Here is a 23,276-nt window from a genome sequence, read left to right as displayed (position 1 = left end):
TGCCGAGCGCACCGTCGAAGGCCTGTGGGCAGCCATCGGACGTATCGCAGATCTCTTCACGCCGCAGGAGTGCCGGAACTTATTCGAAGCCGCTGGATATGATCCAATATGATCGGCTACCGCTCTAATAAGACTGCCACCTGAGTACCGCCCCAAGGGCTACTTCCGACCGGAAGGCTGATTACGAACCTTCCACCCCGCGGTTTAGTCGCCAATCTGCTATCCGCAGAATCCGCCGAGCACTCCTGAGTAGTGATTTGACTTCGCTTGCAAATCCCTCATATCCCCCCTCTGGCACACCCCTTGCTGAACCTGCCCCAATCCCCCGGCCTCGACGCCGGTGGGGAGGTCAGCGAAGGGGGAGCGCCGGATGGCCCTCGAGACGTTCTATGAAGTCATGCGGCGGCAGGGCATCACCCGCCGCTCGTTCCTGAAATACTGCTCGCTCACCGCCGCGGCCCTGGGCCTCGGGCCGGAGTTCGCGCCGCAGATTGCGCAGGCCATGGAGACCAAGCCGCGCACCCCGGTGCTGTGGCTGCACGGGCTGGAATGCACCTGCTGCTCGGAAAGCTTCATCCGCTCGGCCCATCCCCTGGCCAAGGATGTGGTGCTGAGCATGATCTCGCTGGATTATGACGACACCCTCATGGCCTCCGCCGGCCATCAGGCGGAAGCGATCCTCGACGAGGTGATGGAGAAGTACAAGGGCAACTACATCCTCGCGGTGGAAGGCAACCCGCCGCTGAACGAGGATGGCATGTATTGCATCATCGGCGGCAAGCCCTTCGTGGACCAGCTGAAGAAGGTGGCCAAGGACGCCAAGGCCATCATCTCCTGGGGCTCCTGCGCCTCCTACGGCTGCGTGCAGGCGGCGCGCCCCAACCCCACCCGCGCCACCCCGGTTCATGAGGTGATCTTCGACAAGCCCATCATCAAGGTGCCGGGCTGCCCGCCCATCGCCGAGGTGATGACCGGCGTCATCACCTACATGCTCACCTTCGACCGCCTGCCCGACCTCGACCGGCAGGGGCGGCCCAAGATGTTCTATTCCCAGCGCATCCACGACAAGTGCTACCGCCGTCCCCACTTCGACGCCGGCCAGTATGTGGAGAGCTTCGACGACGAGGGCGCGCGCAAGGGCTACTGCCTCTACAAGGTGGGCTGCAAGGGTCCCACCACCTACAACGCCTGCTCCACCGTGCGCTGGAACGACGGCGTCTCCTTCCCCATCCAGGCCGGCCACGGCTGCATCGGCTGCTCGGAAGACGGCTTCTGGGACAAGGGCTCGTGGTACGCCCGCCTCGCCGACCTCAAGGGTTCCGGCTTCGGCGTTGAGGCCAATGCCGACCAGGTGGGCCTGATCGCGGCCGGCGCCGTGGGCGCGGGCGTGGCGGTGCATGCGGCGGTGAGCGCGCTTAAGCGCGCCCAGCACAAGAATACGGACAACGGCGCTGACACGGGCGCGACGGGAGGCGAGAAGTGACCATCCAGACGCCGAATGGCTTTTCCCTCGACACCTCCGGCAAGCGCATCGTGGTCGATCCGGTCACCCGCATCGAAGGCCACATGCGCTGCGAGGTGAATGTCGACTCCAACAACATCATCCGCAACGCGGTCTCCACCGGCACCATGTGGCGCGGGCTGGAAGTGATCCTGAAGGGCCGCGACCCGCGCGACGCCTGGGCCTTCGTGGAGCGCATCTGCGGCGTGTGCACCGGCTGCCACGCGCTCACCAGCGTGCGCGCGGTGGAAGACGCGCTGCAGATCAAGATCCCCAACAACGCCTTCCTGATCCGCGAGATCATGGCCAAGGTGCTGCAGTGGCACGATCATGTGGTCCACTTCTACCACCTGCATGCGCTCGACTGGGTGAACCCGGTGAATGCGCTCAAGGCGGACCCGAAGGCGACTTCGGTGCTGCAGCAGTCCATCTCGTCCCATTCCAAGTCTTCGCCGGGCTATTTCCGCGACGTGCAGAACCGGCTGAAGAAGTTCGTGGAGAGCGGCCAGCTCGGCATCTTCAAGAACGGCTACTGGGACAACCCGGCCTACCTGCTGCCGCCGGAAGCCGACCTGATGGCGGTGACGCACTATCTGGAAGCGCTCGACTTCCAGCGCGAGATCGTGAAGGTGCACACCATCTTCGGCGGCAAGAACCCGCACCCGAACTATCTGGTGGGCGGCGTGCCCTGCGCCATCAACATGAATGGCGACATGGCCGCCGGCGCCCCGCTCAACATGGAGCGGCTGAACTTCGTGAAGCTGAAGCTTCAGGAAGCCTTCGAGTTCTCGCAGAACGTCTATATTCCGGACGTGATCGCCATCGCCTCCTTCTACAAGGGCTGGCTCTATGGCGGCGGCCTTTCCGGCCAGAACGTCATGGATTATGGCGACTACGAAGCCATCCAGGGCCAGAAGAAGACCGATCGCCTGCCCGGCGGCGTCATCCTCAACGGCAACTGGAACGAGGTGCACCCCATCGATCCGCGCAACCCGGATGAGGTGCAGGAATTCGTGGCGCACTCCTGGTACACCTACGGCGATGCGAACAAGGACAAGGGCCTGCATCCGTGGGACGGCATCACCGATCCCCAGTATGTGCTCGGCCCCAATGCCAAGGGCACCCGCACCAATATCGAGGCGGTGGACGAGAACGCCAAGTATTCGTGGATCAAGGCGCCGCGCTGGAAGGGCAATGCGGTGGAGGTGGGCCCGCTCGCCCGCTACATCCTCGCCTATGCCCAGGGCGTCGACTATGTGAAGGGCCAGGTGGACGAGGCGCTGGGCCAGTTCAACACATTGGCCGGCACCCAGCTGACCGCCAAGCAGGCGCTGCCCTCCACCATCGGGCGGACGCTGGCCCGCGCGCTGGAGGCGCATTACTGCGCCAAGATGATGCTGGACGATTTCGACCACCTCATCGCCAACATCAAGGCCGGCGACACCTCCACCGCCAACATGGAGAAGTGGGACCCCTCGACCTGGCCCAAGGAGGCCAAGGGCGTGGGCACGGTGGCCGCGCCGCGCGGCGGGCTTGGCCACTGGATCAAGATCAAGGACGGGCGGATCGAGAACTACCAGTGCGTGGTGCCCACCACCTGGAACGGCGGGCCGCGCGATCCCAAGGGCAATATCGGCGCGTTCGAGGCCTCCCTCATGAACACGCCCATGCAGCGCCCCGAGGAGCCGGTGGAGATCCTGCGCACGCTGCACTCGTTCGATCCGTGCCTGGCCTGCTCCACGCACGTCATGTCCGAAGGCGGCGAGGAACTCGCCCGCGTCACCGTCCGCTGAGGGAGGGATGCCATGAGCGATACTTCACTCTCCGGCGCCGCCCCTCCGGCGGCCCCCGCGACCCCGGTCGCGCAGGCGATCAAGGGTGGAAAGAAGCTGACCACCGTCTATGTGTACGAGGCGCCGGTGCGCCTCTGGCACTGGGTCAATGCCCTTTCCATCGTGGTGCTGTGCATCACCGGCTATTTCATCGGCTCGCCCTTCCCGACCCTGTCGGGGGAGGCGAGTGCCCACTACCTCATGGGCACGATCCGCTTCGTGCACTTCGCGGCCGGCTACATCCTCGCCGTGGGCTTCCTGGGGCGGATCATCTGGGCCTTCTTCGGCAACAAATATTCCCGCGAGCTGTTCACCTTCCCGTTCTGGAGGAAGAGCTTCTGGCGGGGCTTCTTCGTCGAGATCAAGTGGTATGCGTTCCTGAAGCCGCGACCGCTGAAGTTCGTGGGGCACAATCCGCTGGCCCAGGTGTTCATGTTCTTCGTGATGGTGCTGGGCCTGGCCTTCATGATCGTCACCGGCTTCGCCCTGTATTCGGAAGGCGCGGGGCCGGGATCGTGGCAGGACAGGCTGTTCGGCTGGGTGCTGCCGCTTCTGGGCGGCTCCATGCAGGTGCACACGCTGCATCACCTGGGCATGTGGATGATCATCCTGTTCGTGATCATCCACGTCTATTCGGTGATCCGGGAGGACATCATGTCCCGCCAGACCATGGTCTCGGCCATGACCAACGGCCACCGCACCTTCCGGGACGGCGATCCGGAGTGATCGCGTTCCAAATTTTGGATAGAGCAGAGGTGAGAGGGCGTGGCGAAAGCCGCGCCCTTTTCGTTTGGGCGTGGTCAGATCCCCCGGCGCGCGGCCGACCCACCGGCCCAGCCCCATGGAAGGCATTCTTTCGGCTCCGGCCGCTGGTCATGGGGTGGAATCGCCTTCCATCATCCGGAAAGCGGAAATAAAAATTTCATTTTCTGGATGAATTGATCACACTCATTCCACCTGTCACCCTCTCGCCACGTATGAGGTATGCAGCCGCCACGATCCGAATCAACGCTTTGTCCGGAATTGCGAACGGCTGGCATGCTCCTTGAATTGGAGGAACTCGAAATTCAGGCGGCGGTAGACCGTCGTGGGAGGCCAGCCAGGAGGGATGCGTCGCATGGACGACGAGCGGAGAGTTGCGCGCCTGCTGGTGCTCGGCATCGGCAATATCCTGTGGGCCGACGAGGGCTTCGGCGTCCGCGTGCTGGAAGCGCTCGACGCCTCCCAAGTCTTCCCCGACACCGTCACCCTGCTGGATGGCGGCACCCAGGGCCTCTATCTCTTGCCCTATCTGGAAGAGGCGGACGGCGTCGTCATCGTGGATGCGGTGGATTACGGCCTTGCCCCCGGCACGCTCCACATCCTTGCCGATAACGAGGTGCCCGCCGTGCTCGCCGCCCGCAAGGTGAGCCTGCACCAGACCGGCTTCCAGGAAATCCTCGGCCTGCTTGCTTTGCGCGGCAAGACGCCCGCGCGCATCGTGCTGGTGGGCGTGCAGCCCGAGCTGCTGGACGATTACGGCGGCGGCCTCACCGCCACCATCGCCGCGCAGGTGGAGCCGGCGGCGCGCAAGGTGCTCGACATCCTCAAGGACGAGTTCGGCGTGGTGCCCGAGCTTCGCGCCGGGCAAGGAAACGCCATCTCCGGCAGCCTCGTCACCGCCGCCGTCGGCCGCCAATCCTACGAAAACGAGCGCCCCAGCGCCGAGGCGGCCTGCCGCATCGGTGATCCCCGCGTCCTCGCCACGCCGAGGGGCTGAACCATGTGCCTCGGCCTTCCCATGCGCATCGAGGAAGTGGACGGCAGCTTCGCTTTGTGCCGCGCTGAGGGCGCCCGCGAGCGGGTGGACCTCGCATTGGTGCCTGAGGCGCGCGCCGGCGACCATGTGCTGGTGTTCCAGGGCACGGCCCGCCGCCTGCTGGACGCCGACGAGGCGCGCCTGATCACCGACGCGCTCACAGGCGTCGCCGCCATCATGGCGGGGGAGGCGGACGCCGCCGCCATCGACCGCGCCTTTGCCGACCTCGCCGATCGCGAGCCCACTTTGCCGCCCCATCTCGCCGCGGCCTATGCCGCCGGCCGAAAGGAAGCCTGATGTCCGAGGCCGCGATCCCCGATCCCAACCTGCATCCGCTGGTGCGCCGGCTCGTGTCCGAGCGCGCCTGGCCTTATCTGGAAGCGCCCGAGGACACGGCGCGGCTCGATGCCCGCGACCATTTCCTGTTCCTGCCGGCCCACGGCAAGGCGCATCTGGAAAGCCCGGATATCGCCGTGGTGCTGCCCGAGCTGGTGAAGGCGCTTGGCGGCGAGGCGGTGCTCGGCGGCGCCGTGGCCGGGCCGAAGACCGAGGCCGCCCTGCGTGATGCGCTCAGCCTCGCCTTGCCGGCCATCGTGGTGGTGCGCGGCGGGTTGCCGGTGGGCGCCATCTCCCGCATGCGCGACTGGGACGAATATCTCGAACGCCTCGGCGCGCTGCTGAAGACGCCATCCGCCGCCACCCACTGAGGCTGAGATCCACAGAAGGCACGCCCCGAATGTCCTCTTCCCCCTTCGCCACACAGCCCCCCGTCGGCTTCGGCCCCGGCAGCCAGTCCGGCAGCGACGAGGAAGGCCTTGCCTATCTGCCGCTGCCCTCCGGCATGCGCATCTTCGAGGCCCATCTGCCGGAAGTGGCGGACCCCGATCGCCTCGCCCCGGCGCTCAGCCTGCTGGAACAGGTGATCGCGGCGCTTCAGGCCTGGGAGCCGGGGACGAGCCACGTCATTCCGCTGACCCATCTCGACCGGGACAATATCGCCTTGGTGGACGAGGCCATGGGGGAGGGCGAGGTCGCCATCAAGGTGGCGGCCTTCGGCGATGCCCGCGCCATGGAGATCCAGGAGGCGACCTTCGCCGGGGTGTGGCGCCTGCGCGGCGCGGCCGGCACCGACCGCATCGAGGTGGCGGCGTTCCCGCGCGGCGCGCTGGTGCGGGCCTTCGGGCTGGGAACGGGCATCGACCTTGAGGGCCTGGACACGCCGACGCCGGGCATCTTCAACGCGCCGGCCCTGCTGGTGGAGATCGACCACCGCGCCCGGTCCCGACAGCCGGGAGAACTGCCCCACGTCATCAACCTGTCGCTGCTGCCGCACACGCCCGAAGACCTCGCCATGCTGGACGAGCGGCTGGGGCAGGGGGCGACCACGGTGCTCTCGCGCGGCTACGGCAATTGCCGTATCGATGCGGCCGCCACGCGGAACGTGTGGCGGGTGCGCTTCTACAATTCGCAGGACATGCTCATCCTCGACACCATCGAGGTGACCGAGGTGCCGGAAGTGGCCTGCGCCGCCCGCGAGGACATCGCCGACAGCGCCGAGCGCCTCGCCGAAGTGCTGGCGGCGATCCGGTGAGCGCCATGACCGAGACCCCCTCGGCGACCTCCACCGCCCCTTCCCACGCCTTCTTCGAGGGCTCCTATCTGGGCGACCGGGCGCGCCTTGCCCCCACCGCGCGCCTCGAATGCAAGGTGTGCTGGCACGTCTACGACCCCGCCGAGGGCTGCGAGACGTGGCAGGTCCCGGCCGGCACGCCGTTTACCGCGCTGCCCGACCACTGGCGCTGCCCGGTGTGCGACGGCGCGCGCGACCAGTTCATGGTGCTGGACGGCGGCGCCCCCGATCTGCCCGCCATCGCCCCGCCTGTCGCGACCGATCCCCATCTCGAAGCCCAGCTCAAGGACATGCCGGGGCGGTTCGAGGCGGTGTTCCGCGAGATCCATTCGGCCAAGATGAAGGGCGTGCCCTTCGTGAACGAGAGCCTGGGGGTGAAGGCCGTGGGCTTCCGCGCCCATGAGGGCCGCGCGCTCGGCGTGCTGGTGACGCCGTGGTTCATGAATTTGGTGCTGCTGCCCGCCGCGACCGACGACTGGAGCGGCCTGAAGACCGGCGACAAGGACCTGATCGCTTTCCCGTCCGGTTCTTATGAATTCCTCGCCGCCAACCGGCCGGAGACGGGACCCTACAAGGCCTGCTCCTTGTTCTCGCCCATGTTCGACTTCTCCTCCATGCTGCAGGCGGTGGAGACGGCGGCGGCGGTGCTGCCGGCCCTGTTCGATGTCGCCAACCGGGAGGAGGGCACCCGTTCCGGCGAGATCCGCCGCCGCGCGGAGCAGGAGGCGGCGGCACAGGCGGAAGCTGAAGCTGCCGCGCAAGCGGCTTCCGATGCGCCTCCCCCCCGGCCCGCCGGTCCGCCGCCCGAGATGTCCCGCCGCGCGGTGATCCTCGGCCCGCGTGCGGCGCAGGGCGTGGTCTCGGAAGGCCCGCAGGACGGCGCCGCATGATCCACGCTCCCGCCACGCTCCGCCGCCTCACCATCGCGCTCGACGGGCGCGTGGGCAGGGAGGGCGCGGAAACGTGGCGCTTTGGGCGGGAGACGGGGCCGGACCCGGCGCAGGCTCTGGTGGGCCGCACGCCGGTGGAGGCGGCGCGGCTCGCGCCCCTCGTCTTCAACCTGTGCGGCGCCGCCCACGGGTTTGCCGCCGCCACCGCCCTCGGCCTGCCGGCGGCGGCGGACGAGGCGGCCATGGCGCGGGAGACCGTGCGCGACCACGCCCTCGCCATGCTCCACAGCTGGCCGCAGGCGCTGGGCGAGGCCCCCGACCGCGCCGCGCTGGGCCTGCTCGCCCGGCCGATCGGCGGGGACACCTTCGCCACGGCGCTGGTGGGCGAGGGCGCGGCGCTTTCGTCCTTCTCGCCGGCCGAGCTGGACGCGTGGCTTCGCGAGGCGCCCACGGCCACCGCCCGCCTGCTGGCCCGCATCCGCCGCGACATCGATCCCGCCGAGGGGCGGGCAGGGCTGCCGGAACTGACGGTGCAGGACGTGGCGGCGGCGCTCGTTCCTACGGGGGCATCAGGCGGCGGCCTGCGCGAAACCGGCGCCCTCGGGCGTGTGGCGCGTACTCCGCTGGTCGCCGCCCTCCTCGCCGGCGAGGGGCCGAGCCTGTTCGTGCGCCTGCTGGCCCGGCTGGTGGATTGCCTTATGGCGCTGCGGCCCACTCCCGCCACCCCGCCGCATGATCTGCCCCCCGGCCTCGGCATCGCGCCCGCCGCGCGTGGGCTGCTGGGCCATGGGGCGCGGGTGGAGGCGGGGCGCGTCGCGGCCTATCGCATTCTCTCCCCCAGCGCGTGGAACCTTGCCCCCGGCGGCCTGCTGGAGCGCGCCTTTGCGGCGCTGACGCCCGGTCCCGAGGCAAGGCGGCTGGCACCGCTGCTGGTGTCGGCGATCAATCCGTGCGTGCCGGTCACTTTGTCCTTCGCGGAGGAACCGGCCCATGCATGAGATGGCGGTGTGCGAGAGCCTTCTGTCCGCCATGGAAGAGGCGGCGAAGGCGCAGAATTTCTCCCGCGTCACCCGCGTGCGCCTCGCCATCGGCCGCTTCGCCGGCATCGAGGTGGAGGCCCTGCGCTTCGGCTTCGACGTGGTGATGCGCGGCTCCCTGGCCGAGGGCGCCGAACTGGTGGTGCTGGAAGAGGACGGCTCCGCCTGGTGCTTCGACTGCTGTGAGACGGTGGCGCTCTCCCACCGCCTCGCCTCCTGCCCGACATGCGGCGGGGAACGCCTCGTGCCCAATGGCGGCACGGATATGAAGATCAAGGACCTGGAGGTGTTGTGATGTGCACGGTCTGCGGCTGCAGCGGCGACGGCGCCACCCTTTCCGATGCCACGGGCGGGCATGAGCACGCGCACGGCGAGGGCCATTCCCACGCCCCTCCCCACGCCCATGGCGAAGCCCACGTCCACACCCATGCGGACGGCACCACCCACAGCCATGGCCACGGGCATGAGCATGGGCATCACCACGCCCACGCCCACGCCCATCACGACGATCACGACCACCACCCCGCCGGCGGCACCCTCGACTATGGCGCCGGCCCCGCCCGCGCTCATGCGCCGGGCCTCTCCCAGGCGCGCATGGTGGAGATCGAGACCTCCATCCTCGCCAAGAACGACGATTACGCCACCCGCAACCGCGCCCGCTTCGAGGCCGCCGGGCTGCTGGCGCTGAACCTGCTCTCCGGCCCCGGCGCGGGCAAGACCACGCTGCTGGTGGAGACGCTGAAGGCGCTGGCCGGCCGCCTGCCCACCGCCGTCATCGAGGGCGACCAGCAGACCGACAACGACGCCGCCCGCATCCGCGCCGCCGGGGCACCGGCGGTGCAGATCAACACCGGCAAGGGCTGCCACCTCGACGCCCACATGGTGGGCCACGCGGTGGAAAAGCTGCCGCTGCCGCCCGGCGGCGTGCTGTTCATCGAGAATGTGGGCAACCTCGTCTGCCCCGCCGCCTTCGACCTGGGCGAAACGAAGCGCGTCACCCTGATCTCGGTGGCGGAAGGCGACGACAAGCCGCTGAAATATCCCGATATCTTCGAGGGTGCCGACCTCGTCCTCATCACCAAGGCGGACCTTGCGCCTTATGTGGACGCGGACATGGCGCAGCTTGAGGCCAACATCCGCCGGGTGAACCCGAGGGCCGAGATCCTGCGCGTCTCCGCGCGGGGCGAGGTGGGCCTGTCCCGATGGCTCGCCTGGCTGGACAAGGCCCGCAGTGAACGCCTCGACGCGCTCGCCGCCGCCCGCGAGAGCGAGGCGCAGGCCCTGCGCGCCGCCATGGTGGCCGGGGGCGCGCGGTGAACCGCCGCCCCGCCATCCTCGTGGTGGACGACGAGCCGCGCTCGGTGGAGGTCATCGCCCGCGTGCTCGACGAGGAGTTCGACGTCTTCACCGCGCTCAACGCGGACGAGGCGCGGCGGATTCTCGAGAACGAGTGGATCCAGGTGATCTTCTGCGACCAGCGCATGCCGCACACCTCCGGCGTGGCGCTGCTCACCGAGGTGCGCGAGCGCTGGCCGGACATCCTGCGCATCATCGTCACCGGCTATACCGAGCCGCAGGACATGATCGGCGCCATCAACGCGGCGGGGATCTACCAGTTCATCCCAAAGCCGTGGCATCCCGACCAGTTGCTGCTCGCCGCCCGCAATGCGGCCCACCTGTTCCAGCTCCAGCGCGACCACGAGCGGCTGAACCTGGAAATGAAGCTCACCGCCGCCACCGCCGAGGCGCGGCTCGGCGCGCAGCAGGCGCGGGTGAAGCAGAATTTCCATTTCGACACCCTCATCCGCGCCCCCGGCAGCGCGCTCAGCGCTGTGTGCCTGCGGGCGGCGCAGGTGGCGACCTTCGACGTGCCTGTCCTCGTCCATGGCGAGACCGGCACCGGCAAGGAACTGCTCGCCCGCGCCATCCATTATTCGAGCCTCAGGTCGGACCGGCCGTTCTTCGCGGTGAATTGCGGGGCGATCCCCGACGAGCTTCTGGAATCGGAGCTGTTCGGCCACAAGAAGGGCTCCTTCACCGGCGCCCATGTGACCCGCATCGGCCTGCTCGACCAGGCGGACGGCGGCACCATCTTCCTCGACGAGATCGGCGACGTGTCCCCCGCCTTCCAGGTGAAGCTGCTGCGCTTCTTGCAGGAGGGCGAGATCCGCCCGGTGGGCTCCAACGAATCCAAGCGCGTGAACGTGCGGGTGCTCGCCGCCACCCATCGTGACCTCTATGGCGAGGTGGGGCGCGGCCGCTTCCGCGAGGACCTCTATTACCGCCTCTGCGCCATGGTGCTGACCCTGCCCGCCCTGCGCGAGCGGCGGGCGGATATTCCGGTGCTGGCCCAGAGCATCCTCGATGCGCTCTGCGCCCACCACGGCAAGCGCGTCAAGGGTTTCACCGAGGAAGCGCTCTCCTGCATGCGGGCCTATGACTGGCCCGGCAACGTGCGCGAACTGCAGAACGAGATCACGCGCATGCTGGTGCTCGCCGAGCGCGACATGCTCTCCGCCGACCTGCTCTCACCCCATGTGGTGCGCGCCGCCGCTGCCGAGACGCGGGCGGTGGAGACCCGTGCGTCGGAGACCATCTCCCTGCCCGACGGCGGTCCGCTGAAGGAGCGGGTGGAGCGCATGGAAGCCACCATCCTCACCGAGACGCTGGTGCGCTGCCGCTGGAACAAGAGCCGCGCGGCGGAGGAACTGGGTCTCTCCCGCGTGGGCCTGAGGGCGAAACTCGACCGCTACGGGATCTCCCGCGGCGGGGCCTTTTCCAGCTCGCATTGAGGGGGTGGGGAATGAAGACCTCAGCTTTCGCCGGCCGAGCCTGCAACCTCCCCTCTCCCCTTGCGGGAGAGGGGCCGGGGGTGAGGGGTGGCCCCGGTGCCCGATCATCCCTGGCACTGGGGCAACCGGAACGACTTCCCCTCACCCCAGCCCTCTCCCGCAAGGGGAGAGGGAGCGCACCGCGCAGTTAGGAGCCCCCCATGTGCCTCGGCATTCCCGGACAGATCGTCGCCGTCGCCGATGAGGACGCCATGCTGTGCGTGGTGGATGTTTCCGGCGTTCGCCGCGCCGTGGACGTGGTGTGTGTCGCCGAGCCCGGCGCGCCGCTCAGCGACCTCGTGGGCGCGTGGGTGCTGGTGCATGTGGGCTTCGCCATGAGCCGCATCGACGAGGAGGAGGCCGCCGCCACCCTCAAGGTGCTCACCGAGATCGGCGAGGCGGCAGCGGAAATGGAAGCGCTGACCCAAGGCAGCGTCGATCTTGGCAGCGTCGATCTTTACCCCGCCCGGACCCAGTGAGGAGACGGCCATGCGCTACGTCGACGAATTCCGCGACCCCGCCCTCGCCTCCGCCCTGGTGAAGGAGATCGGCGCCATCTCGGCGCGCCTCGAACGCGGCCGCGACCGGCCGTTCGCCATCATGGAAGTGTGCGGCGGTCACACCCACGCCATCTTCCGCTACGGGCTGGAAGGGCTGCTGCCGGACCTCGTGGAATTCGTGCACGGGCCGGGCTGCCCGGTGTGCGTGCTGCCCATGGGGCGGGTGGACGATTGCGTCGCCATCGCCGAGCGCGAGGAGGTGATCTTCGCCACCTTCGGCGACGCCATGCGCGTGCCGGGCTCGAAGAAGAGCCTGCTCCAGGCCAAGGCGGACGGGGCGGACGTGCGCATGGTCTATTCGCCCCTCGACGCCCTTGCTCTGGCGAAGCGCAATCCCGGGCGGCAGGTGGTGTTCTTCGGCCTCGGCTTCGAGACCACCATGCCCTCCACCGCGCTCACCGTGCTGCGGGCGGCGCGGGAGGGAGTGGAGAACTTCTCCCTGTTCTGCAACCACATCACCATCATCCCCACGCTCCGGGCTTTGCTGGAGCAGCCGGACCTTGGCATCGACGGCTTCATCGGGCCGGGGCATGTCTCCATGGTCATCGGCACGGCGCCCTACCGCTTCATCGCCGAGGAGTTCCACAAGCCCCTCGTGGTGGCGGGCTTCGAGCCCATCGACCTGTTGCAATCCCTGCTCATGGTGCTGCGCCAGATCGAGGCCGGGACGGCGGCAATCGAGAACCAGTATGCCCGCGTGGTGCCGGAGCACGGCAATCCGCAGGCGCTGAAGGCGGTGGAAGACGTCTACGAGCCGCGCGAGACCTTCGAATGGCGCGGGCTCGGCTCCATCGCCGGCTCCGGGGTGCGGCTGCGCGCGCCCTATGCGGCGTTCGATGCGGAGAAGCGCTTCAGCGTGCCCGACGTGAAGGTGGCGGACCCGTCGTCCTGCCGCTGCGGCGAGGTGCTCACCGGCGCGGTGAAGCCGTGGGCCTGCCCGGAATTCGGCACCGGCTGCACCCCCGAGACGCCGCTGGGCGCGCTCATGGTGTCGTCCGAAGGCTCTTGCGCCGCCTATTACCAATACGGCGGCGTGCGGGGAGAAGCCGCATGAACATTCCCGTCCTCACCCCCACCCGGCGCCGGCCGCTGACCCACAAGATTGTGACGCTGGCCCATGGCGGCGGCGGCAGCGCCATGCGCGACCTCATCGACGACGTGTTCCTCGCCGCCTTCTCGGGCGACGGGCGTGCCGCGCCGGAGGACCAGGCGCGCTTCGACCTCGCCGCCCTGATGGCCCATGGCGACCGCCTCGCCTTCACCACCGACGGCTTCGTGGTGGACCCCCTGTTCTTTCCCGGCGGCGACATCGGCAAGCTCGCCGTCTGCGGCACCGTGAACGACCTGGCCGTGGGCGGGGCGACGCCGGTGGCGCTCTCCTGCGCCGTCATCATCGAGGAAGGCCTGCCGGTGGAGACATTGCGGCAGGTGGCGGCCTCCATGGCGCAGACCGCGCGGGCGGCCGGGGTTGCCATCGCTACCGGCGACACCAAGGTGGTGGCGCGCGGGGCGTGCGACAAGCTCTTCATCACCACCACCGGCATCGGCGTGGTGCGGCGGGGCCTCGACGTGGGCATCGACCGGGCGCGGCCCGGCGACGTGCTGCTGGTGAACGGCCTGCTGGGCGACCATGGCGCCGCCATCCTCAACGCGCGGGGCGACCTTGCCCTTGAAACCGCCATCGAGAGCGACTGCGCGCCCCTCAACGGCCTTATCGACACGCTGATCAAGGCCGCCCCCGGCATCCGCATGATGCGCGATGCCACCCGCGGCGGCGTGGCGGCGGTGGTGAACGAACTGGCCGAGGCCAGCGCCGTGGGCGTGCGGCTTCGCGAACTCAGCCTGCCCATGCGGGCCGAGGTGATGGGCTTCTGCGAGATCCTGGGCCTCGACCCGCTCTATCTCGCCAACGAGGGCAAGATCCTCGCCGTGGTGCCGCCGGAGGAGGCGGACGCCGCGCTGGCGGCGCTGCGCGCCCATCCGCTGGGGCGGGAGGCGGCCATCATCGGCGCCGTCACGGCCCAGCGGCCTGGACGGGTGGTCATGCAAACGCGCTTCGGGGGTGAGCGCATCGTCGATATGCTGGTCGGCGATCAATTGCCCCGCATCTGCTGAAACCTTCATTTGGGGAGAAAAATATGCGTCACACAGCCCGCACGGCCCTTGCCGTTGCAGCCTTTTCGGTCCTGCCGCAGCTGGCCTTCGCCCATACGGGCGTGGGGGCCGTGCACGGCTTCGATGCCGGCTTCGCCCATCCCATGGGTGGCCTCGACCACCTGCTCGCCATGGTGACCGTGGGCGTCTTCGCCTTCCAGCTTGGCGGGCGCGCCCTGTGGGCGGTGCCCCTGAGCTTCGTCGCCCTCATGGCGGTGGGCGGCGCGCTCGGCATCAGCGGCATTGACGTGCCCTTCGTGGAGCTGGGCATCGGCCTGTCCGTGGTGGTGCTCGGCGCCGCGGTGGCGTTTGGCGTGAAGGCGCCCCTGGCATTGGCCATGGCGGTGGTGGGCTTCTTCGCGCTCTTCCACGGCCACGCCCACGGCGCCGAGATGCCCGATGATGCGTCCGGCCTCGCCTATGGCGTCGGCTTCATGATCGCCACCGCCCTGCTCCATGTGGCCGGCCTCGGGCTCGGCATGGCCATCGGCCGCTTCGGGGAAACCCATGGCACGCGCTATGTGCGCGGCGCCGGCGCGGCGGTGGCGCTGGCGGGCATCGGCCTCGTCGCCGGTATTCTGTGAGAGCCGCAGCCGGCCGGGCGCCATCCGCGCCCGGCCGTGCTATAGGCTCCGCCCGCACATGCGAGGGGCCGGGCGGGTGCTGTACGACGCCGAGTATCTGACGCGGATCGAGGACCTGATCCGCGTCCATCTTCCCGCATGGGGGCTGCCGCCCGATGCGGCGCTGAGTCTGCTCTCCATTTCCGAGAACGCCACTTTCCGCGCCACCTCCGGCGCGCGCGACTTGGTGCTGCGCGTCTACCGGCCGGGCTATCACACGCCGGCGGAGATCCGCTCGGAGCTGGCCTGGATCGAGGCGCTGCGGGCCGACGACATCGTGCCCACCCCGCGCATCATCCCGACCCTGGACGCACGCCGGCTCGTCGAGATCGACGACGGCGGCACGCCCCGCCGCATGGCCGCCTTCGCCTTCGTGCCCGGCGCCGAGCCGCAGGAGGGCGAGGACCTGCCGCGCTGGTTCCGCCATCTCGGCGGCATCCATGCGCGGCTGCACGCCCATGCGCGGGGCTGGGCGCGGCCGCAGGGCTTCACCCGCAAGGTGTGGGATTTCGAGAGCATGCTGGGAGCGCGCCCATTGTGGGGCGATTTCCGCGCCGCGCTCGGCCTCGATGCGCCGGGCCGCGTGCTGCTGGAGCGCACCGCGGGGGTGCTGAAGGACAGGCTCGCGCCGTTGTCCCGCCCGGACAGCTTCGGCCTGATCCACGCGGACCTGCGCCTCGCCAACCTCCTTGCGGAGGGGGAGAGGCTGACGCTCATCGACTTCGACGACTGCGGCTTCTCCTGGTTCCTCTATGACTTCGCCGCCGCCGTCTCCTTCATCGAGCAGTCGCCGCGCCTGCCGGAGCTGAAGGCGGCATGGCTTGCGGGCTACCGCACCCGTGCACCGGTGCCGGCGGGAGCGGAAGCCGCGCTCGACGTGTTCGTGATGCTGCGCCGGATGCTGCTCACCGCCTGGGTCGCCTCCCACGCCGAGACGCCCACGGCGCAGGCCATGGGGGTGGGCTACACGGACGGCACGCTGGCACTGGCGGAGGGATTTCTGGCGCGGCAGGGATGATACCAGGGGTCCGGGACCGATTCATGGGCTTCTGGTCAGGCCGGCGCCCAATGAAAAAAGGCGGCCTTGCAGCCGCCTTTTCTCGTGCGTCGGTCGATGGTTCGAGCCTCACTCGGCGGGAAGACGCTTGCCTGCCTTGTGGGCCTCGATCCACTTGTGGATCTCCCTGACGTGATCCGTTTCCTCTTCAAAAAATTCTTTCGCGAGGACCCGGATTTCAGGGTCGGTGGTCGTGTCGAAAATGGTCTTGTAGTATTTGAGGCTTGCTTCCTCGGCGTCGCGCGCAATCTCAAGAGCCTGCGTGCGCCCGATGAAGGGGTCGGCCGCCCAGATTCCCGCCGTTTCCGGGCTTTCCAGATCCGGCCAATTGTATTCTTCGGGCTTCATTTCGGGCATGTCACGGAACGCCGCCCGCGCGCGGGCATCAGCAAGATGCAGTCGCGAATAATCCGACAGCCGCCTGAAAAGAGTGGCGACATCGGTATTTCCGCAGCTCTGCATGACATCCGCAAGCTCTCCGAAACGAAGGGCGGCTTCCTCCTCCAGCTTTGCGGCATAAGACAGGAATTCACCAACGGTTTCCACGGCATCACCCTTCCGAAACATCAAGGAATTCAGATCTTTCGCAAACCATGTCCGTGACGGAGAGCACGGTCTGCGCTCTTTCTTGTTCACGCTTCGGCGGGGCAATGCTCGTAGTGAATGATGACTTCTTCTTCGCGGGCGATGAACTGGCAGGCCAGGCGATAAGGCGGCGCGATGTCGTTGACCTCGGCGTCCGCGATCTGCTCCTCGGTGATCTTTCCGAGTTCCTTGAGCTTGGCCTTTTCCCGCTCTGTCAGCGCAATCGCCATGCGCGGCTTGCCGTCCACATACTCGACCCGGATGAGGCAGGAGCCGCACTCGCCTTCCTGGCATTCGAACGGAATCTTCACGTCGTTCGCGCGGGCGACGGCGAGAATCGTCGCCGTATCACCGGCGGTGGCGTAGGCGCGCTTGTCCTTGGTGGTGGTCGACCGAAATGTGATGATGGGCATTGTCTTGTTCCAATCGCTGGAGTTCTATTTTTGTCAAGAATGCAAAAACCCGTGCATGAATACACTTGGGCTATACTTCGAGCGATATAGTCAAAAATGGCCCGCAGACATCTCCACAAGCGGCACGTCTTTTCGTATTTATTCCAATGGCAAATCCGGCTTGTTGACATAGGTCATTTCGGCGAAAAATTTTGCGACCCTCCGGAAGGGTGCGCGGCCGCGCATTGGGCTGGCATCGCCGATGGCCGGATCGAGTTCGCGGTATCCGAACGCCCACCGCCTTTATCCTTGGCCGATGCCGTTGGCGTAAGGCACGGCCGGCCAACAAAAAGGGCGGCCCTGCGGCCGCCCTTTCCGTTACTCATGCTGCGCCAGCGATCACTCCGCGGCGCCGGCCTCGCCGTCGGCGGGGGCGGCGCGGGCGGCGTCGCGCTCGGCCTTGGCCTTGGCTTCAAGGTCCTCGCCGGTGGCCTGGTCCACCACCTTCATGGACAGGCGGGTCTTGCCGCGCTCGTCGAAGCCCATGAGCTTGACCTTTACCTTGTCGCCTTCCTTGACCACGTCGGAAGGCTTGGCGACGCGCTCGTTGGCCATCTGCGAGACGTGGACGAGGCCGTCCTTGGAACCGAAGAAGTTCACGAAGGCGCCGAAGTCCACCACCTTCACCACGGTGCCTTCATAGATCTGGCCCACTTCCGGCTCGGAAGCGATGGACTTGATCCAGTTGATGGCGGCCTTGATGCTGTCGCCATTGGCGGAGGCGATCTTGATGGTGCCGTCGTCCTCGATGTTGATCTTGGCGCCGGTCTTCTCGACGATCTCGCGGATCACCTTGCCGCCGGAGCCGATCACTTCGCGGATCTTGTCCACGGCGATCTGCATCACCTCGATGCGCGGGGCGTGCTCGCCCAGTTCCGCACGGGCGGTGGTGAGGGCCTTCGCCATCTCGCCGAGGATGTGGCCGCGGCCGTCCTTGGCCTGGGCCAGGGCGACCTTCATGATCTCCTCGGTGATACCGGCGATCTTGATGTCCATCTGCAGCGAAGTCACGCCGCGGTCGGTGCCGGCCACCTTGAAGTCCATGTCGCCGAGGTGATCCTCGTCGCCGAGGATGTCGGAGAGCACGGCGAACTTCTCACCCTCGAGGATGAGGCCCATGGCGATGCCCGCCACCGGGCGGCGCAGGGGCACGCCGGCATCCATCAGCGCCAGCGAGGTGCCGCAGACGGTGGCCATGGAGGACGAACCGTTGGACTCGAGGATCTCCGACACCACGCGCAGGGTGTAGGGGAACTCGTGCTTGGCCGGCAGCATGGGGTGGATGGCGCGCCAGGCGAGCTTGCCGTGGCCGATCTCGCGACGGCCGGGGGAGCCCATGCGGCCGGTCTCGCCCACGGAGAAGGGCGGGAAGTTGTAGTGCAGCAGGAAGTTTTCCTTGTAGGTGCCTTCCAGGCTGTCGATGAACTGCTCGTCCTCGCCGGTGCCCAGCGTCGCCACCACGAGGGCCTGCGTCTCGCCGCGGGTGAACAGGGCAGAGCCGTGGGCGCGGGGCAGGATGCCCACTTCCGAAACGATGGGGCGCACGGTGTACACGTCGCGGCCGTCGATGCGGATGCCGTCGTCGAGGATGTTCCAGCGCACGATCTTGGCTTCAAGCGCCTTGAACACGTCGGAGACGACCTGGGCGGTCGGCACCTTGGTGCCGTCGAGGGCCAGTTCCTCGTAATACTTCTTCACCTTGGCCTTGGCCGCGCCGACCGCCTCGTAGCGGGACTGCTTCTGCTTGATCTTGTAGGCGGCGCGCAGGTCGGCCTCGGCGATCTCGCGGACCTTGGACTCCACCTCGGAGACATCGGCCGGCTGGAAATTGCGCGGCTCCTTGGCGGCCTTCTCGGCCAGCTTGATGATGGCGGCGATCACCGGCTGGAAGTGGCGGTGGCCGAACATCACGGCGCCGAGCATGATCTCCTCGGGCAGCTCCTTGGCTTCCGATTCCACCATGAGCACGGCGTCGCCCGTGCCGGCGACCATCAGTTCGAGCGCGCTTTCCTTCACCTCGTCCACGGTGGGGTTGAGCACGTATTCGTTGTCGATGAAGCCCACGCGCGCGGCGCCCACCGGACCCATGAAGGGCACGCCGGAGAGGGTGAGGGCGGCGGAGGCGGCCACCATGGCGACCACGTCGGGGTCGTTCTCCAGGTCATGCGCCAGCACGGTGATGATCACCTGGGTGTCGCACTTGTAGCCATCGGGGAACAGGGGGCGGATGGGGCGGTCGATGAGGCGGGAGACCAGGGTCTCCTTCTCGGAAGGCCGGCCCTCGCGCTTGAAATAGCCGCCGGGGATGCGGCCGGCGGCGTAGGTCTTTTCCTGGTAGTTCACGGTCAGGGGGAAGAAGTCCTGGCCGGGCTTGGGCTCACGGGCGGAGACCACGGTGGCGAGCACCTTGGTGTCGCCATAGGAGGCGAACACGGAGCCGTCGGCCTGGCGGGCCATCTTGCCGGTCTCGAGGGTGAGGGTGCGGCCACCCCAGTCCAGCTCTTCGCGATGGATGTCGAACATGTCGTGTTCTTTCTTGATTCAGGCGCGACGCGGGCAAGCCATGAGCAAGACGGCCGGACGCGCCGCGCGAAGCCGCTCCTTCAAGAGGAGGCTCCGACGGTTGCGTCCGGCGATCCTGCCATGACCTGTCCTTCGTGCGCGGACCCGCAGCAGGCCCCATGCCCGCTGCGTAAAGCACGCCTTTTCAAGGCGTGCACGGCGCCGGCCCTCCGTGGGCCGGGCCGCTCCTGATACCAGCGACCGCGGTCTGGGGCCGGGGCCGGGAGGGTTTCGCTCATCGCCGCGTGGGCTTGAGCCGAGCGGATCCCGAGGCTGCTGACGCATCCAGGGTCCTTGCCCGCTCATGCGCCACGCGGGTCATGCGCCACGCGGGCTTGACCGGATCGGGGTGGGGTGTCCCATCCAGACCCGGCCGGGCGTCAGCGGCGGATGCCGAGGCGTTCGATGAGGGACTTGTAGCGCCCTTCGTCCTTCTTCTTCAGATAGTCGAGAAGGCTGCGGCGCTGGGAGACGAGCTTCAGCAGCCCGCGGCGCGAATGGTTGTCCTTGTGATGGGACTTGAAGTGCCCGGTGAGGTTGGTGATCCGCTCGGTGAGGATCGCCACCTGCACTTCCGGCGAACCCGTATCGCCGTCCTTCGCGCCATAATCCTTGATCAGCGCCTGCTTGCGCTCTGCCGTGATCGACATCGGTCCATCCTTTCAACGAGAGTGGGGTGGAAGCCTGGGGGATGAGGCCACCGGGTTGCCGGATGGCTTTCAGGCTTCCGCTCGGCCGGGCCGGGATGTCGTCCAGCACGGTCGAGGCAAAACACGGAAGGCGGCGCCTTTCGGCACCGTCCGCGCGGCGCGACTATAGCCAGTTTTCCCCGTGAAACCAGAGGAATGTTTCCTGGGGCGCCGTGTCCCGGCCCAGCGACGGCGCAGCCGGAGCGCCGAGCCGGGATCCAGCGCAAAAGTTCTGCGCAGCAGGCAACTGCAAGTCCCGGTGTTCGGATTGGGAAGCGCCTGCGGCGGACTCGTGCGCTGGGCCCGGGCTCTCCTTCCGCTGACGCTTCAGTCGGCCGGGGCACGCGGGTAGCTGGGTGTCATGGGAACCCTCCCCCGCGGGCGGGGGAGGGCGGCCGGGCTACTGCATGCCGATGGTGGTCAGGTCCTGGAACCAGTGCTGGGCCTGCACGAAGCTCTTCACCTTGGGCGAGAGCGCGTGCGGGTTGGTGTCGTGCACCACCCACACCAGAACCGCATCGTCCACCACGCTCTGGTGCACCTGGGCCAGCAGCGCGTCCTGCTTCTCCACATCGAAGGTGTGCTTGGCCTCGTCGATCAGGGCGTCCACCTTGGGGTTGGCATAGAAGCCCCAGTTGACGCCCACCGGCGCCACCTGCCGGCTGTCGAAGAAGCGGATGAGGGCGTAGAGTGGGTCCGAGGTCACATAGGCGATGTTGTTGGCGGTGATGCCCGCATTCATGGGGTCCTTCGCGCCCTTGCGCCAGGCGGTGTAGAGCGCTTCCAGCTCCACCACCTTGAACTCCACGTCCACGCCGATCTCCTTGAAGCTCGCCTGCAGGAACTCGTTCATGGGCAAAGAGAGCATCTGGCCGGTGCCGCCGGCGGCGATGATGAAGGTGGCCTTCAGCGGCTTCTCCGGCGAATAGCCGGCTTCCTTCACCAGCTTCTTCGCCGCCTCGGGATCATACTTGAGGTCGAAGGCCGGCTTGCCGAACCACGGGCTGGACACGTCCACCTGGCCCTTGGCGGGCTTGGCGAGGCCGTTCATCAGCTCCACCACGCCGTCGCGGTCCACCGCGAGGTTGAGGGCCTTGCGCAGGCGCACGTCGGTCCAGGGCGAGCCCGGCAGCACCGAGAGGTGGTAGTTCCACACGTGCGGGGTGACGTTGGTGACGATCTTCATGCCCGCCGACTTGAGCTGGGGCACGGCATCCGGCGCCGGGGTCTCGATCAGGTCCACCTGGCCGGCGAGCAGCGCATTGGTGCGGGTGAGCGCCTCCGGCATGGGGATGAGGATCATGCGGTCGGTCTTGGGCAGGCGGGTCTTGTCCCAATAGTCGGGGTTCTTCACCAGCTCCAGCCGCTCGCGGGGCACCAGCTTGTCCTGCTTGAAAGGCCCGGTGCCGGACGGGCTCTGGGCGAACTTGTCCCAGTCGCGGCCGAGCTTCTCGTATTGGGCGGGGCTGGAGACCAGGAACCACAGCATCTGGTAGGGGAAGAAGCTGTCCACGTCCTTGGTGGTGATCTCGACGGTCTCATCGTCGATCTTCTTCCAGGCGGCGACGCCGGGCAGGCGGGTCTTCACCTGGGCGGCCTGGCGCTTGTCGTAGTGGGGGGCCTTCTCGTCCAGCACCTTGTCGAGGTTCCACACCACCGCATCGGCGTTGAAATCGCTGCCGTCGTGGAACTTCACGCCCTTGCGCAGGGTGAACAGCCACTTCTTCTGGTCGGCGGGGTCCACCTTCCACCCGGTGGCGAGGCCCGGCATCAGCTTGCCGGGGCGGTCGGCCACATTCATCTCCCACGCCACCAGCGGGTCGTAGAGGGTGTAGCCGGTGAATTGATAGGCACCTGCCCCACGATCGGGCTGTCCCGTCGTCTGGGGAATGTCAGCCATGGAGATGCCGTAGCGGACCACACTTTCAGCCCGGGCCGGGGCCGCCAGTGCAACGGCGGCGAAAAAAGCAGCGGCTAGGGAATGTCGAAACGCCATGAAAACGTCCTTCCGTGGAGAGCCCCCACGGAAGCAACGCAAGACGCATGCCGCATTGTATGCAATGCGCCAGATACCCGGTGCTTGGCTCAGCGCTTGCCGCGACGCGGGGGCTTCTTGTCCTTCTGGCCCCAGTTGAAGACGCGGTGGGGGAAGATCTCGCCCGCCTCCACGTCGCCGATGGCGATGAGCGCGCCCTGGCAGGTGATGGCGGCATGGCCCTGCAGGATGGGCGCATCGCGCCCGCGCAGGATCACGCTCTGGCCGCAGCGCAGGCGGTGGGCGTCGGGCGGGGTGACGGCGATCTGGGGGATCTCCTCCAGCGCCAGCGCCACCGGGTCGAGGGCGTCCATCAGGGCTTCCTCGCCGGCCTCGGCGCGCTCGCGCATCTCGTCGAGGGGCACCAGGTCCTCTTCCAGGAACGGGCCGACGCAGGCCCGGCGCAGGGCCGAGACGTGGCCGCGCGCATCCAGCATGCGGCCGAGGTCGCGGGCGATGGCGCGCACATAGGTGCCCTTGCCGCATTCCGCCTCCAGCACCGCATGGTCGGCGTCGGGCCGCTCCACCAGCTCGATGCGGAAGATGGTGACCGGGCGGGGCTGGAGCACCACCTCCTCGCCCTCGCGGGCCAGGTCATAGGCGCGCTCGCCGCCGATCTTGAGGGCCGAATAGGCCGGCGGCACCTGCATGACCTCGCCGCGGAAGGCGGCCAGCGCGGCGACGATGTCTGCGTCGGTGGGGCGATGGTCCGAGGTGACCACGGCCTTGCCCTCGCTGTCGTCGGTGTCGGTCTCGATGCCGAAGCGCACGGTGAAGCGGTAGGTCTTGCGGCCGTCCATCACATACGGGACGGTCTTGGTGGCCTCGCCGAAGGCGATGGGCAGGCAGCCGGAGGCCAGCGGGTCCAGGGTGCCGGCGTGGCCGGCCTTGCGGGCACCGAAGATGCGCTTCACCACCGCCACCGCCTGGGTGGAGGTCATGCCCGTGGGCTTGTCCAGCAGCACCCAGCCGTCGAGGTCGCGCTTGGGCGCGCGCGGGCGGTTGTCCTGCTCGCGGGAGGCTGGCTCTTATACACATCT

At 67.9% G+C, this 23,276-nt stretch carries 22 protein-coding genes and 2 pseudogenes; 18 read left to right on the top strand and 6 right to left on the bottom strand.

Annotation, left to right across the window (positions count from 1 at the left end; translation table 11 throughout):
• From K9U41_RS13465 to K9U41_RS13380, 18 genes and pseudogenes are all read left to right on the top strand, one after another.
• Window positions 1–112: pseudogene (locus tag K9U41_RS13465) on the top strand (IS630 family transposase); the annotation flags it as partial.
• A gap of 258 nt (window positions 113–370) precedes the next feature.
• Window positions 371–1,483, top strand: coding sequence for a hydrogenase small subunit (locus K9U41_RS13460; RefSeq protein WP_282641349.1), 1,113 nt, complete (start codon window positions 371–373; stop codon window positions 1,481–1,483).
• Window positions 1,480–3,294, top strand: coding sequence for a nickel-dependent hydrogenase large subunit (locus tag K9U41_RS13455; protein ID WP_282641348.1), 1,815 nt, complete (start codon window positions 1,480–1,482; stop codon window positions 3,292–3,294). The genes K9U41_RS13460 and K9U41_RS13455 overlap by 4 nt, the downstream gene beginning before the upstream one ends.
• Window positions 3,295–3,306: 12 nt before the next feature.
• Complete coding sequence (gene cybH / locus K9U41_RS13450) at window positions 3,307–4,059, top strand: Ni/Fe-hydrogenase, b-type cytochrome subunit (protein WP_282641347.1); 753 nt, start codon at window positions 3,307–3,309, stop codon at window positions 4,057–4,059.
• A gap of 391 nt (window positions 4,060–4,450) precedes the next feature.
• Window positions 4,451–5,092 carry a HyaD/HybD family hydrogenase maturation endopeptidase gene (locus tag K9U41_RS13445; protein WP_282641346.1) on the top strand — a complete coding sequence of 214 codons (642 nt, stop codon included), beginning with the start codon at window positions 4,451–4,453 and terminating at the stop codon, window positions 5,090–5,092.
• Between the two features lie 3 nt (window positions 5,093–5,095).
• Window positions 5,096–5,428 (top strand): HypC/HybG/HupF family hydrogenase formation chaperone, encoded by a 333-nt coding sequence (locus tag K9U41_RS13440; protein WP_282641345.1) that lies wholly within the window; start codon window positions 5,096–5,098, stop codon window positions 5,426–5,428.
• On the top strand, window positions 5,428–5,838 hold the full coding sequence (locus tag K9U41_RS13435; RefSeq protein WP_282641344.1) for a hydrogenase: 411 nt from the start codon (window positions 5,428–5,430) through the stop codon (window positions 5,836–5,838). Before K9U41_RS13440 ends, K9U41_RS13435 begins: the two co-directional genes overlap by 1 nt.
• A gap of 29 nt (window positions 5,839–5,867) precedes the next feature.
• Window positions 5,868–6,722, top strand: coding sequence for a hydrogenase expression/formation protein (locus tag K9U41_RS13430; protein WP_282641343.1), 855 nt, complete (start codon window positions 5,868–5,870; stop codon window positions 6,720–6,722).
• Window positions 6,723–6,727: 5 nt separating this feature from the next.
• A complete protein-coding gene (locus K9U41_RS13425; RefSeq protein ID WP_282641342.1) occupies window positions 6,728–7,651 on the top strand; it encodes a [NiFe]-hydrogenase assembly chaperone HybE in 924 nt (307 codons plus the stop codon).
• On the top strand, window positions 7,648–8,649 hold the full coding sequence (locus K9U41_RS13420) for a nickel-dependent hydrogenase large subunit (RefSeq protein ID WP_282641341.1): 1,002 nt from the start codon (window positions 7,648–7,650) through the stop codon (window positions 8,647–8,649). The genes K9U41_RS13425 and K9U41_RS13420 overlap by 4 nt, the downstream gene beginning before the upstream one ends.
• Window positions 8,642–8,983, top strand: a complete 342-nt coding sequence (gene hypA, locus K9U41_RS13415) for a hydrogenase maturation nickel metallochaperone HypA (RefSeq protein WP_282641340.1) — start codon at window positions 8,642–8,644, stop codon at window positions 8,981–8,983. The genes K9U41_RS13420 and hypA overlap by 8 nt, the downstream gene beginning before the upstream one ends.
• The gene (gene hypB, locus K9U41_RS13410; RefSeq protein WP_282641339.1) at window positions 8,983–10,005 is read left to right on the top strand and encodes a hydrogenase nickel incorporation protein HypB; all 1,023 of its coding nucleotides are present in this window, start codon (window positions 8,983–8,985) and stop codon (window positions 10,003–10,005) included. The genes hypA and hypB overlap by 1 nt, the downstream gene beginning before the upstream one ends.
• Window positions 10,002–11,480 carry a sigma-54-dependent transcriptional regulator gene (locus K9U41_RS13405; protein ID WP_282641338.1) on the top strand — a complete coding sequence of 493 codons (1,479 nt, stop codon included), beginning with the start codon at window positions 10,002–10,004 and terminating at the stop codon, window positions 11,478–11,480. The genes hypB and K9U41_RS13405 overlap by 4 nt, the downstream gene beginning before the upstream one ends.
• 200 nt (window positions 11,481–11,680) lie before the next feature.
• Window positions 11,681–11,998: a HypC/HybG/HupF family hydrogenase formation chaperone gene (locus tag K9U41_RS13400; RefSeq protein ID WP_282641337.1), complete on the top strand. Its 318-nt coding sequence runs from the start codon at window positions 11,681–11,683 to the stop codon at window positions 11,996–11,998.
• Window positions 11,999–12,008: 10 nt separating this feature from the next.
• Complete coding sequence (gene hypD / locus K9U41_RS13395; protein ID WP_282641336.1) at window positions 12,009–13,133, top strand: hydrogenase formation protein HypD; 1,125 nt, start codon at window positions 12,009–12,011, stop codon at window positions 13,131–13,133.
• Entirely contained in the window at window positions 13,130–14,194 is a 1,065-nt protein-coding gene (gene hypE / locus K9U41_RS13390) for a hydrogenase expression/formation protein HypE (RefSeq protein WP_282641335.1), read from the top strand. Before hypD ends, hypE begins: the two co-directional genes overlap by 4 nt.
• A gap of 23 nt (window positions 14,195–14,217) precedes the next feature.
• Window positions 14,218–14,817, top strand: a complete 600-nt coding sequence (locus K9U41_RS13385) for a HupE/UreJ family protein (protein WP_282641334.1) — start codon at window positions 14,218–14,220, stop codon at window positions 14,815–14,817.
• Window positions 14,818–14,893: 76 nt separating this feature from the next.
• Window positions 14,894–15,874 carry a phosphotransferase enzyme family protein gene (locus K9U41_RS13380; RefSeq protein WP_282641333.1) on the top strand — a complete coding sequence of 327 codons (981 nt, stop codon included), beginning with the start codon at window positions 14,894–14,896 and terminating at the stop codon, window positions 15,872–15,874.
• Between the two features lie 108 nt (window positions 15,875–15,982).
• Here K9U41_RS13380 and K9U41_RS13375 read toward each other — a convergent pair whose 3' ends face one another.
• The 6 genes and pseudogenes from K9U41_RS13375 to truB all read right to left on the bottom strand — a co-directional run.
• Window positions 15,983–16,459 (bottom strand): ferritin-like domain-containing protein, encoded by a 477-nt coding sequence (locus K9U41_RS13375; protein WP_282641332.1) that lies wholly within the window; start codon window positions 16,457–16,459, stop codon window positions 15,983–15,985.
• An 86-nt stretch (window positions 16,460–16,545) separates the two neighbouring features.
• Window positions 16,546–16,911 carry a 2Fe-2S iron-sulfur cluster-binding protein gene (locus K9U41_RS13370; RefSeq protein WP_282641331.1) on the bottom strand — a complete coding sequence of 122 codons (366 nt, stop codon included), beginning with the start codon at window positions 16,909–16,911 and terminating at the stop codon, window positions 16,546–16,548.
• 378 nt (window positions 16,912–17,289) lie between these two features.
• Window positions 17,290–19,473, bottom strand: a complete 2,184-nt coding sequence (pnp, locus tag K9U41_RS13365; protein ID WP_282641330.1) for a polyribonucleotide nucleotidyltransferase — start codon at window positions 19,471–19,473, stop codon at window positions 17,290–17,292.
• Window positions 19,474–19,892: 419 nt separating this feature from the next.
• The gene (rpsO, locus tag K9U41_RS13360) at window positions 19,893–20,162 is read right to left on the bottom strand and encodes a 30S ribosomal protein S15 (RefSeq protein WP_282641329.1); all 270 of its coding nucleotides are present in this window, start codon (window positions 20,160–20,162) and stop codon (window positions 19,893–19,895) included.
• A gap of 439 nt (window positions 20,163–20,601) precedes the next feature.
• Window positions 20,602–22,197 carry an ABC transporter substrate-binding protein gene (locus K9U41_RS13355; protein ID WP_282641328.1) on the bottom strand — a complete coding sequence of 532 codons (1,596 nt, stop codon included), beginning with the start codon at window positions 22,195–22,197 and terminating at the stop codon, window positions 20,602–20,604.
• A gap of 89 nt (window positions 22,198–22,286) precedes the next feature.
• Window positions 22,287–23,258, bottom strand: a pseudogene (gene truB / locus K9U41_RS13350) (tRNA pseudouridine(55) synthase TruB); the annotation flags it as partial.
• Window positions 23,259–23,276: the final 18 nt, after the last annotated feature.

The organism is Xanthobacter autotrophicus (assembly GCF_029991245.1).
Taxonomy (GTDB): Bacteria; Pseudomonadota; Alphaproteobacteria; order Rhizobiales; family Xanthobacteraceae; genus Xanthobacter; species Xanthobacter autotrophicus_C.
Note: the sequence above shows the minus strand (reverse complement) of the source record. Positions and strands in the feature narration are given on the sequence as shown.